Origin of the sequence: Enemella dayhoffiae (genome assembly GCF_002250625.1) — a bacterium.
Classification (GTDB): domain Bacteria; phylum Actinomycetota; class Actinomycetes; order Propionibacteriales; family Propionibacteriaceae; genus Enemella; species Enemella dayhoffiae.
The window spans coordinates 20258-35464 of sequence record NZ_NMVQ01000045.1 but is presented as its reverse complement, the minus strand read 5'-3'; the positions used below and the strand labels follow the sequence as shown (position 1 = coordinate 35464).

The window sequence follows — 15207 nt, the reverse complement described above, 5'->3', positions numbered from 1 at the left end:
GCCTCAACCGCGGATGAAGTCGGCCATCACCGACGGCGCCGAGGCGTCGAAACCGACCACGTCCAGCATTCCCGCGTCGTCGGGATCGGCAATCGTGGAAAGGGTTCCGGTCATGCCGACCACCACCAGCCGCGCCGGGATGCCCGTCGCGGTGCGGTAGCGCTGGAGCGCCTGGTGCGGGTGCTCGTCCCCGAACCAGGTCTCGTTGTCGGTGAAGACCACGAACGCGTCGACCGCGAGCTTGCGACGCAGCGCGAACTGCATCGGCAACGCGCAGTCGGTCGCGCCCATCCGCACCGACCGCATCGCCGTGACGACGTGGTCCATCCGCTGCCGTGGGGAGATCGGCAGCGGCACCAGGCGGTGCGAGAACCCCACCATCTGGTACGCCGACTCGGTCCGCGCGGTGACCATCGCCATCGCCGCGGCCGCCTCCCGCGGGGTGATGGCGGATCCGGCGAGGTGCCCACAGTCCATCGACGCCGACACGTCGATGGCCAGCAGCAACCGCTTGCCGGTCGGCCGGATCGTGGTGAACGCCCGCTCGAACATCTGCTCGAGCGCGTCGATCACCTGCGGTACCGGCCGCCAGGTCAGCGACCCGCGCAGACCGTGTCCGGTGGCGTAGGTGCGCTGGGCGATCAGCACCTGCAGCGGGTGCACCCGGGCGGAGCGGATCCGCTCGGTGTCCACCAGCTGCGCCACCACCAGCTCGGTCACCTCCGCCCCGGGGGCGAGCACCCCGAGAGCGGTCAACCGGCCGAGCTGACGCAGCAGCGCGGTCATCGGCATCCCCTTGCGGACAAGGGAATCCCACACCTGCGGCTGGGTCAGCGCGTGATCCGGGAGCATCTCCCAGGTCAGCGCGTGGCGGTCGATCAGGCGTACCAGCTCGTCGGTGTCGGCGCGCTGGGCGGCGACGAAGCCGGTGACCTGCGGCAGCGCGTCGGCCACCTCGGTCGGCTCACCACCGCGCACCACCCACTCGAACAGCGCCCGGCGGGCCGGGTCGGTGGTGCGCGGGTGCGACAGCCGGAGCAGGTCGCGGTGGGTCCAGCCCTCACGAGAGCGATACTTCACCGCCTGGTAGGCCACCTTCTGCAGCGGCTGGTCGGCGTACCAGGCCGCGACCGCGCGACGCAGCCCACGACCCCAGCCGCGGAACTGCTCGACATAGCCGGCGAACAGGAACAGCTGGGTTCCGGTCCGGGCGATCTCGGGCAGCATCGCCAACGCCCGACGACGATACGGCTCGTCGCAGCGCGCGGTGGCCGCGGCCAGCGCGAACAGGGTCGGCTGCTGACGCGGCGCCAGACCGCCCACCGAGACCTCGCGAATCGTTGCCAGCAACGAATCCGGATCCTCGGCGCAGAGCCGCAGCACGACCTCGGCGTTGTCCAAGGTGAGCTCGGGGGCCGAGGTGTAGTAGGTGCCACCCTCGGTGCCCAGGATCAGGAACCGACGCAGCCGTGCCACGTCGTCGAGGACGAACGTGAACCCGCCGGCAGCGTTGGGCTGCTGTCGGGCGTCGGCGCGCAGCGACTGGGGCGTACGCCGCAGGTTGATCAGCTTCAGGATGTCGACCATGATCGTCCTCCTCACGACGGTCTGGGCAGGGTGGTTGGGCAGGATGAAGGGGTGCGGGCAGGTTGGTGCGACCGGACCTTCCGCTGCCTGGGCAGCGGATCAGGAATCGAACCTCAATCGCCAGATAACCGACCGCAATCGGCCCGCACCCCACGGTTTGGGGTGTCGCGAACGTCGGACATGGGGTGGCGCCCGGAGAGCCGGTGGCCCGGCAAACCGCTCTGCCAGTTGAGCTACACACCCCGAGGGGTGGCCAGGATTCGAACCTGGAACCTGTCCATCTGAAGTGGGATAACCGAGTGCCTTCGGCCCGGCGTATCGCGACGGGTTCAAGTATGGGAGCCGGGACTTCCTGTCCGCAAAGGGTTTTTCAGCCGCAGCCGTCGCAGCCGCCGAGATCGAGGTCGCAACCGCCCAGGTCGGGCAGGTCGAACCCGCTGGCGGAGTCGACGAAATCTCCAACCCCATCGGTGAATCCGCTGATCACGTCACCCGCGTCACCGAGAACCCCGGCGCCGGCGGCGTCCATCCCGCCGAACACCTCAGGCAGGTTGAACAGCTCCGCGTCGGGGATCCCCACGCCGAACAGGTCGAACCCGGAGACCAGGTCGAACCACATCAGGTCGAACAGCACGTCGCCGGCGCTCCAGTCGCCCCCGAGCGACTCCTGGTAGCGCTTGGCCACCTCGCCGAACACCTTCGCCCAGTGCTCGGCGACGCCGAACACGATCGCATAGGGCAGATAGCGGCTGAACACCTCCGAGGCCTCCTCGAAGCGGATCTGGTCCGCCTCGGCCGTGGCCAGGTATTGCTTGAATCCTCATGCCTGCACGGTGATCGCGGTTCCTGCTGCGGTACGCCCGACCCGCACCCGGCGGCCGACCAGCAGCAGCACCAGCCCGCCGAGCAGGGTGAGCGCCGGCCCGGCGATGGCCCACCAGTCCAGCCGACCGATGACCGCGAACGCGGCGACCGCGATGGTGGCGATCAGCCCGAGCACCATCAGCACCACGCCCCAGATCCGCAGTCGCCCACCGGCTGCGGCGGGGTGTCGCGGATACCAGCCGTTGGCCACCACCTGGCGGTACAGCTCGACCTGGGCGTCCCGCATCGCCTTGCCGGCACTCGCCTGGAGGTCGGACATGCGCACCCGCGGGCCGGTGCGGAAGAGCGCTCGCAGCAGGTCGTGCTCGAACGGGCGGGCGTCCGCCGGCGGGTTGGGCAGCGCCGTCAGCACCCAGTCCTGCTTTCCCTGCTTGGCCTGGTTGCCCTGTGCACCTTGCGCGCCTTCCGGGCGTACCGCCTCGATCCGCAGGAATCCGCGTACCGCAAGGTCGATGATGGTGGCGGTGACGTCACGCAGCTCCGCGTGCCCGTCGACAACGGTGCCGACCAGACCGGGCGCCAGGTCCCGCGGGGGTTGGAACTGCACGGCGACCGGACCGGCGTACTCCCGGCCACCGCGCACCCGCTCCACCCGTTGCGGCTGCCCGGGCAGCGGGAACAGACCGGGGGTGACCCCGGCGAAGATCTGATCGGCGCTGCGCCGCCAGGCGACCCAGGCGACGACCAGGCAGATCAACCCGGCCAGGCCCCCGCCGACAAGGGGTACGAGGTTCACTTCTCGATTGTGGGGGGCACCGAGTCCGCGTGGCCGTCATGTTCGGTGTGCGCCCTGCGGATCTCCTCCATGATCTCGGCCTCCTGGCGCACCCAGTGCCGCTGCTTGTCCGACAGGGCGCGGATCTGCTCCTCCTCGCGCAGCAGCTTCTGGTAGTTCTCCTCGCGCAGCTCCGGGTCGGTCTCGTAGTCGGTGTCGAGGTATTCGCGCGCGTGCCGTCGGGCGTTGTTGGCCAGGCTGAGCGCGCGCCCCTTGGGGCTGAGCAGGGACGCGACAACGGTGATCACCAGCACGCCGATGATGACCGCCAGCGACACCTGGGTGGACACCTCGACCACCGTGACGTGCTCACCGTCGTTGATGAACGGCACGTTGTTCTCGTGCAGGGCGTGCAGGATCAGCTTCACGCCGATGAAGCCGAGGATCGCGGCCAGTCCGTAGGAGAGGTAGATCAGTCGGTCGAGCAATCCGTCGATCAGGAAGAACAGCTGGCGCAGGCCGAGCAGCGAGAACGCGGTCGCGGTGAACACGATGAAGATGTTCTGGGTCAGCCCGAAGATGGCCGGGATCGAGTCCAGAGCGAACAGGATGTCGGTACCACCGATGGCGATCATCACCAGCAGCATCGGGGTCAGCACCCGCTTGCCGTCGACCTCGGTGAACAGCTTGTCGCCGTCATACTTGTCGGAGGTGCGGACCAGCTTGCGGGCGACCCGGATGATGAAGTTGTCCGCCTCGTCGTCCTCGTCGTCGTGTTCCTTCTTCAGCAGGTTTCCCGCGGTCAGGATCAGGATCAGTCCGAAGATGTAGAACACCCAGGCGAAGGTGTTGATCAGCGCGGCACCGATGAAGATGAACCCGGTCCGGGCGAAGAGGGAGAACACGATGCCGAAGAGCAGCACCTTCTGCTGATCGGCCCGCGGCACCTTGAAGCTGGCCATGATGATCAGGAACACGAACAGGTTGTCCACCGAGAGCGCCTTCTCGGTGACATAGCCGGCGAAGTATTCCTGGCCCATGTCCATGCCGCCGAAGATCCACACGCCCACACCGAATGCCAGCGCGATCCCGACGTAGAGCGCCGACCAGGTGGCCGACTCCTTGAGCGTCGGCGTGTGCGCCTTGCGGACGTGGAAGAAGTAGTCGAACAACAGCAGCGCGACGATGCCCGCCACGGTGGCGATCCAGACCCAGGTGTGAACCACAGCTCTCCCTTCGCCGACAGGGGTACGCCTGACCGGCTTGCTCGTGTGTGACGGCCGTCCGAGATGGGGGCCGCTGCCTTCAGGGTGAAGCTGCAGCGGAGGTGGAACGGGTCAACTCTACCGGGGCGATCCAGTTGGTGAGCAAGTTGACCATTCACGCACCCCAGGTGACGCGAACCGGCCGCCGGGGATTCCCGACGGCCGGTTCTTGTTCAGCTATAACGCGTCAGCACGGCTGTGCGCTGCTCAGCGCCAGGTAAAACTCGGCTCTCCCATGTTGTTCCAGTCGTGGAAGACGAAGGAGATCGTTCCCCCCTGGAAGTCCTGCCAAGCGCGGTTCGCCCCGTTGGGGGCATCTTGGACCCACGCCCGAGAGGTTGGGTAGCCGAGGCGGCCGGTCTCCCAGCCGTATCGACCCCATGCGGCCATCATTTCCCGCGGGACCGCGTTCGCGCCGACAGCAGGCGCCCAGTAGATGGCGTCGTCGCCCTCAAACATCTGACGACATCCTCCCCGCACCAGACCGCAGATTTCGTCGGTCAGCGGATAGCCAAAAGCCTGCTCCCACCCCTGGCGCGACCACTCATCGCGGATGGCACCCTTGACGAAGTGGGCGCCGAAGCGGGCCTGCCAGTAGATGGAGCCGTTCTGGAAGTGCTGTCCGCAGCCACCGCCGCGGAGTCCGCAGAACTCGCCGGTGGTCGGGTAGCCGAGGTGGCCGCCCTCCCAGCCGTTGCGGCCCCAGTGGTTCATGATCTCGCCCTTGACCGGCTGGGACCCGGTGGCCGGGGACCAGTAGATCGAGCCGCCCTGGAACGCCTGGAAGCAGCCACCGCCGACCAGCCCGCAGCGCTCGTCACCACTCGGATAGCCCAACGAGCTGTTCTCCCGGCCCATCCGGTGCCAGCTGTCCAGAATCATCCCGCGCACGGCGTGGGCGACGAAGTTCGGCGTCCAGTACATCGAGCCGCCCTGGAAGCCCTGGTAGCAGCCGCGATCACGCAGCCCGCACACCTCGGCGGTGGTCGGGTAGCCCAGGAAGCCGCCCTCCCAGCCGTTGCGACCCCAGTGGTTCATGATCTCACCGGCCACCGCCTGCGCGCCGCTGGGCGGGGACCAGTAGATCGACCCACGCTGGAAGGCCTGGAAGCAGCCGCCATCGCGCAGTCCGCACACTTCCTCACCGGTGGGATAGCCGAGGAAGCTCCGCTCCAGGCCGTGCTGGGCCCACCGCTGGAAGATCGCGCCACGGACGATGGTGGCCCCGGTGGTGGGGGACCAGTAGATCGCCCCGCCCTGGAAGAACTGGTAGCAGCCGCCCTCGATCAGCCCACAGGCCTCGCTCGAGGTCGGGTAACCGAGGAAGCCGGTCTCCCAGCCCTTGCCGCCCCAGCGCTGGAAGATGGCGCCGCGGATGAACTGGGCGCCGGTGGCCTGGGTCCAGTAGATCGAACCGCCGGCGTAGTGGCGCATGCAGCCGGAGCCCGGCAAACCGCAGCTCAGTTCGCTGACCGGCTGGCCGAGGAAACCGGTCGGTCCGCCCAACTCGGCGTACCGGGCGTCGATCGGGTGGGCCGGGACCGGGCTGGGCGTGGGGGTCGGGGTTGCGCTCGGCTCAGCGGTCGCGGCCGGGGTCTCCCGCACGGTGGCGGGGGTGGCCGACCGGGTCGGGGCGGTCGAGGCGCGAGAGGGGGTCCGCGTGGCGGTGCGGCTGACCGACGGGGTCGGGGTGCTGGCGGTCGGGGTGCTGGCGGCCGGGGCACCGGTGGGGGCGGCGTACGCCGGTGAGGCCAGCGAGAGCAGGGTGACCACCAGCGCCACGAAGGACAGGCGGGACTTCATCAGGAACTCCTCAGGGGTGGCGCCAAGGGGCTGGCGCGGATGGCCCCATATCTACCGCCAGTCAGGGCGGCGCCTGGCCCACGCGACCGAACCGTGATCAAACCCTCCAGCGGGCGTACAGACTGACCACCCGGCAGGCCAGCTCAGCCGGCGGCGCCCCCGCTGGCGGTCCAGGTGATGGTCCCGCCCTGATAGGGCTGGGTGCAGCGCATGGTCGGCGTACCGCTGCAGCTCTCCCCCGCGACGGGGTAGCCGAAGCGACCGCCCTCCCAACCGTTGCGGCCCCAGTAGTCCCAGATCGCGCCCTCGACGGGCTGGGCGCCCGTGCGCGGGGACCAGTAGATGGCACCGGCGGAGAACACCTGATAGCAGCCGCCGTCGCGCAGTCCGCAGTTCTCGTCGGAGAGCGGATAGCCAAACCTGGAGCGTTCCCAACCCAGCTGGGCCCACCGGTCCTGGATGGCGCCGCGGATCCAGTGGGCGCCCGAGCGCGGGCTCCAGTACAGCATCCCGTTCTGGAAGGTCTGGAAGCAGCCGCCGTCGCGCAGCCCGCAGTTCTCGTCGCCGGTCGGATAGCCGAGGGTGCCCCACTCATAGTTGGTGCTGTCCCACTTGTCGGCGATCAGGCCCCAGACCGGGTGGGCGCCGGAGCTCGGCGACCAATAGATCCGCCCGCCCTGGAAGCGCTGGTAGCAGCCGCCGTCGCGCAGCCCGCAGATCTCCCCGGAGGTCGGATAGCCGAGCTGGCCCTTCTCCCAGCCGAGCGCGGACCACTTGTTGTAGATCGCGCCCTTGACCAGGTAGCTGCCGGCCGAAGACCAGTAGATGATCCCGCCGGCGTAGGGCTGGAAGCAGCCGCCGTCGCGCAGGCCGCAGATCCGCTCCCCGGTGGGGGTGCCGTTGGCCGGGGTCCAGGTGGCCGCGCCCGAGCCGCTGTATCCGTTGATGGTGGTCAGAGTGACCTGGCTGCCGTTGCCGGGAGCGGTGAAGCTGAACGTGCCGTCGGCGGCGACCGGCACCGTGCTGGTCGTGCCGTTGGCGCTGATCCGGACCTGGGTGTTGGGGGCCACGGTGTCTCCCCCGTCGACCGGGACCCGGCCGGTGATGCGGCCACCGGCGGCACCGGCGTTGGCAACCGGGTTGGCCAGCCAGAGCTCGACCTGATGGCCCATCGACCGGAAGGTGTCCAGGTTGGCCCCGTAGGAGTACTCGACGCCGTTGTAGTTGTCCCCCGCGCTGAGCACGCCGATCGCCTTCAGCCCGGACACCATCGATCCGCCCGAATCACCGCCCAGGGTGGTCAGCTGGGATCCAAACCCGTTCACATAGCGCACGTCGTCGTCCCCGCGGAAACCGCCCACCGCGAACGCGCCCACCCCGTCGATGGTGCTGCAGCTCCACTTCCGGCTGGTACGCCCGGCGGTGCAGACGGGCGCCCCGACGACGGCGTTGGACACCCCGGTCACCTTGGAGCGCCAGCCGTAGGCGTCGACCATGGGCAGCAGGTCCTGGCTGGGCCCGACGAAGATGCTGAGGTCGGTCCCGGCGGTGCTCTGGGTGTTGCTGGCGTTGTTGGGACCGCCGAACTGGCCGAACGTCCGGTTGCCGAGGAAGACCCCCGGATCCGCCTCCAACCTCGCCTGGTTGACCTGGTTGTCCCGGGTGCAGTGACCCGCGGACACCATCTCCTGGCGACCGGCCGGGTCGAACCCGGCGAACCCGATCGAGCAACGGAGGCCGCCCCCGGACCAGAAACCCTCCCAGCCCTGGCCGCCCAGCACGTCGGCGCGCTGCGTGGCCGGCCCCCCGGCCTGCAGGCGTACGCCCGGGTTCTGCGCCGCGAACTGTTGCGGGCTGACGCTGCGGCCGGAGCGGGTGTTGCGCGGCTGGTCGGGGCGGGCCACGGTGATCAGCCAACCGTCGGCGGTGACCTGCACCGACCCGAGTCCCTCGGCGCCCACCTCGGCCAGGTATTTCTGCAGCATCGGTTCGGCGCTGGCCGCCCTGCGCCCGTTGGCGGTGACCCGGGCGCCGGCGTTGCGGGCCTCGCGGTCCACCTTGTCCCCGCCTCCGGTGACCACCACCTCGGCGCCCTGCAGCGCGACCCCGCGATAGTCCGGGGTGCCCTGCAGCTGACGGTCCAGGTCGGCGGCACGCTCGGCGGCGGCCCCGCGGGCCAGGTATTCCGGCCACTCGAGGCCGAGGTCGCGGCGTACCGCCTGGCGCAGTCCTTCGGTCGCTGGATCGGTGGGGCCGGGTTGCGGCGGCGCCGCCCCAGCCGGCCCGGCAAGGCCGATCAGGACTGCGGCCGACGCGGACAGCGACAGCGCGGCGCGGCGCATCCAGCGAGACATCGAGCCTCCAGTGCAGGGGGAAGTGCCAACAGCACGCAAACTCTAAGACATCTGACCCCCCGCTCAAACCGATCCGGGCCGGGTCGAGGTGATTGTCCGCTCAGGCGGCCTGGCTGCGCCGGCGCGGACCGGGGTCCGGTCGCAACGCCACCAGGCCGGAGAGGACGCGGACGCCGACGCCCAGGCAGGCCTCGTCCACGTCGAACCCGGGGCGGTGCAGGTCCGGCCAGTCGGCGCTGCCGACCGGGCGTACGCCGAGCCTGCCGAGCGCGCCGGGCACCGCCAGCACCATCTCGGAGAAGTCCTCGCCGCCGAGTGACTGTTCGGTGTCGGCCAGCGAGTCGGGCCCGAGGACGGCGCTGCACACCTCGGCCAGCCGGCCGGCCGCGGCCGCGTGGTTGACGGTCGGCGGGATCCCGGTCGACCGGTCCACCTGCACGCTCACCCCGTAGGGGGCGGCCACCTGTTCGATCAGCTGCGGCACCAGGTCACGTGCCCGCTGCCAGCCCTCCAACTGGAGGCAGCGCAGGGTTCCCGAGAGTTGCCCGCTGGCCGGGATCGCGTTGGGCGCGTTGCCGGCCTGGACCTGGCCCCACACCATCGAGGCACCCACCCGCGGGTCGATGCGCCGGGACAGCAGGGTCGGCACCTCGGTGATCACCGCGCCGATCGCCATCACCAGGTCGGCCGAGAGATGCGGCCGCGAGCTGTGCCCGCCGGGGCCGCTGAAGGTGACCTGGAAGCGGTCGCAGGCCGAGGTGATCGCGCCGGTGCGGATGGCGACCCGGCCGACCTCGGTCCGCGGGTCGCAGTGCAGGGCGTACACCTCGCGCAGGTCGCCGAGCAGGCCCTGGGCGACCATGTCCAGGGCCCCACCCGGGCTGGTCTCCTCCGCGGGCTGGAAGAGCAGGCGTACGCCGCGGTTGAGCAGTCCCTGTTCCCGCAGCCGGACCAGCACCTCGGCAGCCCCGAGCAGCACCGCGGTGTGCACGTCGTGCCCGCAGGCGTGGGCCACCCCGGTGTGCGTGGAACGGTAGGGCACGTCCTTCTGGTCGACCAGGGAGAGCGCGTCGATGTCGGCGCGCAGCCCGATCCGCGGGACCCGCCGGCTGCCGTCGGGCAGCACGTCGGCGTACAACCCGGTGGGCACCTCGAGCGAACGTGCTTCCAGCCCCAGCGACTCGAGCACTCCCCTGATCCGGGAGGTGGTCCGATGTTCGGCACGGCTGGGCTCGGGGTGGGCGTGCAGGTCTCGGCGCCACTCGACAAGTCGTGGCTGGAGCTCCTCGACCAGGTCATCGATCCGGGTCAGCAACTCGGGCCGGGCCCCCGAGCCAATCGGCTCAGAACGCATCATTCGGTTCGTAGACCCCCCACACCTCACGCAGGGCGTCACACACCTCACCAACGGTGGCGGACAGCCGCAGCGCCTCCTTCATCGGATAGAGCAGGTTGTCGCTGCCCCGCGCCGCCCGCTTGATCTCGGCCAGCGCCGCCTGCACGGCGTCATTGTCGCGGTTGGCGCGCAGCTTCGCCAGCCGGGCGGACTGCTGTTCCCCGATCGTCGGGTCCAGCCGCAGCGGGTCGTAGTGGTCCTCCTCCTCGAGGGTGAACCGGTTGACCCCCACCACCACCCGTTCGGCGGAGTCGATCTGCTGGGCGATCTGGTACGCCGACTGCTCGATCTCGTTCTTCTGGAAGCCCTGCTCGATCGCCTTCACCGCACCACCGAGCTCGTCGACGCGCTCGATCAGCTTCCACGCCTCGGCCTCGACGCCATCGGTCAGCGACTCGACGACAAAGGAGCCAGCGAACGGGTCGACGGTCTTGCACACGTCGGACTCGAACGCGATCACCTGCTGGGTGCGCAGCGCCAGCCGGGCCGACTTGGTGGTCGGCAGCGCAATCGCCTCGTCGAACGAGTTCGTGTGCAGCGACTGGGTCCCGCCCAGGGCCGCGGCCAGCGCCTGCACCGCGACCCGGACCATGTTCACCTCGGGCTGCTGGGCGGTCAGCTGGACGCCGGCGGTCTGGGTGTGGAAGCGCAGCATCATCGACTTGGGGTTCTGCGCGCCGAAGCGCTCCTTCATGATCTTCGCCCAGATCCGGCGGGCGGCGCGGAACTTGGCCACCTCCTCCAGGATCGTGGTGCGGGAGACGAAGAAGAACGACAGCCGCGGGGCGAAGTCGTCCACCTTGAGCCCGGCGGCGATCGCCGCCTCGACATAGGCGATGCCGTCGGCCAGGGTGAACGCGATCTCCTCGGCGGGCGTGGCTCCGGCCTCGGCCATGTGATAGCCGGAGATGGAGATGGTGTTCCACTTCGGGATCTCGGCCTTGCAATAGCCGAAGATGTCCGAGATCAGCCGCAGCGACGGGGCCGGCGGGAAGATGTAGGTGCCGCGGGCGATGTATTCCTTGAGCACGTCGTTCTGGATGGTGCCGGTCAGCTTGTCGGCCGGGGTCCCCTGCTCCTCGGCGACCAGCTGATAGAGCAGCAGCAGCACCGCGGCCGGGGCGTTGATCGTCATCGACGTGGACACCTTGCCCAGGTCGATCCCGCCGAACAGGATCCGCATGTCCTCGATCGAGTCGATCGCCACCCCGACCTTGCCCACCTCGCCGCTGCTGACGTCGGCGTCGGAGTCGTAACCCATCTGGGTGGGCAGGTCGAACGCGACCGACAGCCCCATCGTGCCGTTGGCGATCAGCTCCTTGTAGCGGGCATTCGACTCGGTGGCGGTGCCGAATCCGGCATACTGGCGCATCGTCCAGGGACGCTGGGTGTACATGGTGGGATAGACACCCCGGGTGTAGGGGTATGCACCGGGCGCGCCCAACTGCTGCGCGGGGTCGAATCCCGCCAGCGAGTCCGCGTCATAGACGGACTGGAAATCGGTGCCCGATTCGGTCTGACCGCTCATGGTTGCACCATACCGCCCGGCCTCCGGGGCCCGTGGGGTGTTCGGCCGATGCGCACCGGCGGCAGATGAGACGGCTCCCAGGTAGGTAACGGCCAGTCGGCGTCCGGGTGAATCTTTGTCGGGTCAGGGAACTTCCTGCCTCACACACCGTCCGGCACCGCTAGCGTCGGGCGGGTCCTGCCTCCAACCACGGGAGTCCCCCTCATGTCCTGGACCCGATCCAGAGCCAGCATCGCGCTGGCAGCCGCCGCCGGCCTGCTGTCCACCTCGATGGCGGTCGCCGGGGCGTACGCCGCCCCCGCCAGTCCCCGCGCCGTCGCCGACCACCTGGTCGTCAACGAGGTGTACGGCGGCGGCGGAAACTCCGGCGCCCCGCTCAAGAACGACTTCATCGAGCTCTACAATCGGACCGCGTCGCCGATCGACCTCACGGGTTGGAAGCTCACCTACTATTCGGCGAGCGGCGGCTCGGGCGGCAGCTGCGCGCTGACCGGGGCGGTCCAGCCGTCGGGCTATTACCTGGCCCAGCAGGCGGCCGGCACCGGCACCGCCCCGGCGCTGCCCACCCCGGAGGTCACCTGCGCGGTGGCGATGAGCGGTACCAACGGCGCGGTCGAGCTCACCGACGCCTCCGGTGCCGTGGTGGACAAGGTCGGTTACGGCGCGGCGACCAGGTTCGAGGGGGCGGCCACCCCGGCGCTGTCCAACACCACCTCGGCCGCGCGGACCACCGCCGGCGTGGACACCGACAACAACGCCGCCGACTTCACGGTGGGCGCGCCGACCCCGCAGAACTCCGCTGGTGGTACGCCGACGCCGACCCCGACGCCGAGCGGCCCGTCCTCGCCCACACCGACCTCCAGCCCGACCACGGGAACGCCGACGACCCGGACGATCGCCGAGGTGCAGGGCACCGGCGCGATGTCGCCGCTGAAGGACCAGACCGTGACCGTGCGCGGTGTGGTGACCGCCAACTATCCGACCGGCGGGTTCAACGGGTTCTATCTGCAGACCCCGGGCAGCGGGGGTACGCCGAAGGCCGCCGGTCAGGCGTCCGATGGTGTGTTCGCCTTCGGCAACACCTCGGTGGAGCCGGGCCGCTGCTATGACGTGACCGGCAAGGTGACCGAATATCCGACCACCCAGACCGACGGCTACAAGACGCTGACCGAGTTGACCGGGATCACGCTCACCGCGGTCGACGGCTGCGCTCCGGTGACGCCGACCCCGCTGGCCACGCTGCCGACCACCGACGCCGAGAAGGAGGCGTACGAGGGGATGTCGGTGCTGCCGCAGGGCAACTACACGATCACCAACAACTACCAGCTGAACCAGTACGGCCAGCTCGGTCTGGCCGTGGGTGACAAGCCGCTCTACACCGCCACCGACAAGGTGCCCTACACCGAGGCAGCGGCCTACGAGGCCGAGCAGGCGAAGAAGTACATCACCCTGGATGACGGGTCGGCGTGGGACTACATGAACAACGCGACCGCCAAGGGATCCCCGCTGCCCTACCTGTCGCAGACCACGCCGATGCGGACCAATTCCCAACTGACGTTCGGAAAGCCGGTGATCCTGGACTACCGCTTCCAGTGGAACTTCCAGCCCACCGGGCAGGTCGTCGGCAGCGACGACACCGACATCCCGGTGACCGGTGAGAACGACCGCCCGGCGACCCCGCCGGCCGTCGGTGGGGAGCTGCAGCTGGCAACCTTCAACATCCTGAACTATTTCACCGATCTCGGTGAGCAGGAGAACGCGGTCAAGCCGTGCAAGGCGTACACCGATCGCAACGGCAACCCGGTGACGACCGACATGTGCGAGGTGCGCGGGGCGTACACGCAGTCGGCGTTCAACGACCAGCAGGCCAAGATCGTCAACGCCATCAACGGATCCGGGGCCGAGGTGATCGCGCTGATGGAGGTGGAGAACTCCGCCGGGCTCTCCTGGATCTCGCACGAGCGGGATCTGACGCTGAACAAGCTGGTCGCCGAGCTGAACGCCAAGGGTGGCAACTGGGCCGCGGTGCCCAGCCCGACGGTCACCCCGAGCAACGAGGACGTGATCCGCACCGCGTTCATCTACGACAAGTCAAAGGCGGCGCCGGTCGGCGGTTCGCTGATCCAGCTGGACGACGCGTTCGCCAACGCCCGCTATCCGCTGGCCCAGGAATTCCGTTCCACCACGTCGAATCTCGGCTTCGTCGCGGTCGCGAACCACTTCAAGTCGAAGGGCTCTGGTGACGACGACGGCACCGGCCAGGGCAAGTCGAACCCGTCACGCAAGGCGCAGGCGACCGCCCTGACGAGCTGGACGAACCAACAGTTCGCCGGCAAGCCGGTGCTGCTGGTCGGTGACTTCAACGCCTACAGCAAGGAGGAGCCGGTCCAGATCATCGAGGCGGCGGGTTATCACAACGTCGAGAACCCCGACGAGACGACCTATCAGTTCAGCGGTCGGCTCGGTTCGCTGGACCACATCTTCGCCAACGCGGCGGCGAAGGCACTGGTCACCGGATCGGGGGTGTGGGACATCAACGCCGACGAGTCGGTCGCGATGCAGTATTCGCGGCGCAACTACAACGTGACCGATTTCTATACCAGTGAACCGTTTGCGGCCTCCGATCATGATCCGGCACTGGTGGGGCTGAAGGCGGCGACGACCACGCCGACCCCGACCCCCACGCCCACGCCGACTCCGACTCCGAATCCGGATTCGCCGATCACGGTGAAGTGGAACTCCCTGGGCGGGATGAATGGGCCGGTCGGGGTCCCGACCGGACCCGAGACCTGTGGGCTGCGGGACGGTGGCTGCATGCGTCACTTCACCGGCGGTTCGATCTATTCCTCGAACAGCACCAACGCCCAGTTGGTGAAGGGTGCGGTTCGCGACAAGTGGGCCCGGATGGGTTGGGAGACCGGGAAGCTCGGTTATCCCACCTCGGATGAGATCTGCGGGCTGCGGGACGGCGGCTGCGTGCAGTTCTTCCGGGGCGGCTCGATGTACTGGTCCCCCGGCACCGATGCCCACCCCGTCTGGGGAGCCATCGGCCAGGCGTACGGGAAGGTGAAGTCGGAGACCAGCACGCTGGGCTATCCCACCGGTGACGAGCTGTGCGGGCTGCGTGACGGCGGGTGCACCCAGCGGTTCAGCGGCGGCCTGATCTCCTGGTCGCCCGCGACCGGGGCGCACCCGATCTGGGGGGCGATCTATCAGCGGTACGCCGCCCTGGGCTGGGAGACCAGCCAGCTCGGCTACCCGACCGGATCCGAGTTCTGCGGGCTGCGCGACGGCGGCTGCGGGCAGTTCTTCCAAGGGGGCGCGATCTACTGGTCGCCCCGCACCGACGCCCGGCCGGTCTGGGGTGCGATTCAGCAGCACTGGGCCCGCAACGGCTGGGAGGCCGGCCGCTATGGCTATCCGGTGTTCGGTGAGACCTGTGGCACCGTGAACGGCGTACGCGAGTGTCGCCAGGACTTCCAGGGCGGCACCATCGTCTGGAATGCGGTGCGCGGCACGTTCTGATCACACGCACAGCCGGCACGATCGGGCCCCGGGACCACACGGTCCCGGGGCCCGACCTGTTGGCGCTCTCCCCGCACATCTCCGGTGTCACGGACCGGCACCCGCCGCGAACCCGCGGCCGCTCGTCGCGCCCCAGGCGTCAGACCGGA

The 15207-nt window shown here is 69.3% G+C and carries 7 protein-coding genes and 1 pseudogene; 1 reads left to right on the top strand and 7 read right to left on the bottom strand.

All coding sequences use genetic code 11. The annotated features are described in order from the left end of the window. Positions 1-3: 3 nt before the first annotated feature. The 7 genes and pseudogenes from CGZ93_RS15985 to CGZ93_RS15950 form a co-directional block, all read right to left on the bottom strand. On the bottom strand, positions 4-1587 hold the full coding sequence (locus CGZ93_RS15985; RefSeq protein ID WP_094365149.1) for a TROVE domain-containing protein: 1584 nt from the start codon (positions 1585-1587) through the stop codon (positions 4-6). Between the two features lie 370 nt (positions 1588-1957). Beyond that, positions 1958-3019 (bottom strand): annotated as a pseudogene (locus CGZ93_RS19640) (DUF2207 domain-containing protein). 185 nt (positions 3020-3204) lie between these two features. Further along, a complete protein-coding gene (locus CGZ93_RS15970; RefSeq protein ID WP_094365146.1) occupies positions 3205-4413 on the bottom strand; it encodes a TerC family protein in 1209 nt (402 codons plus the stop codon). Between the two features lie 246 nt (positions 4414-4659). Further along, the gene (locus CGZ93_RS15965) at positions 4660-6255 is read right to left on the bottom strand and encodes a hypothetical protein (RefSeq protein WP_094365145.1); all 1596 of its coding nucleotides are present in this window, start codon (positions 6253-6255) and stop codon (positions 4660-4662) included. A 143-nt stretch (positions 6256-6398) separates the two neighbouring features. Next, a complete protein-coding gene (locus tag CGZ93_RS15960; RefSeq protein WP_094365144.1) occupies positions 6399-8609 on the bottom strand; it encodes a hypothetical protein in 2211 nt (736 codons plus the stop codon). A 100-nt stretch (positions 8610-8709) separates the two neighbouring features. Continuing rightward, positions 8710-9963 carry an amidohydrolase gene (locus CGZ93_RS15955; RefSeq protein ID WP_094365143.1) on the bottom strand — a complete coding sequence of 418 codons (1254 nt, stop codon included), beginning with the start codon at positions 9961-9963 and terminating at the stop codon, positions 8710-8712. Next, on the bottom strand, positions 9953-11533 hold the full coding sequence (locus CGZ93_RS15950; protein WP_094365142.1) for an acyl-CoA mutase large subunit family protein: 1581 nt from the start codon (positions 11531-11533) through the stop codon (positions 9953-9955). Before CGZ93_RS15950 ends, CGZ93_RS15955 begins: the two co-directional genes overlap by 11 nt. A gap of 204 nt (positions 11534-11737) precedes the next feature. Between CGZ93_RS15950 and CGZ93_RS20160 the strand changes: the two genes are divergently transcribed. Beyond that, entirely contained in the window at positions 11738-15058 is a 3321-nt protein-coding gene (locus CGZ93_RS20160) for an ExeM/NucH family extracellular endonuclease (protein ID WP_094365141.1), read from the top strand. Positions 15059-15207 lie beyond the last annotated feature (149 nt).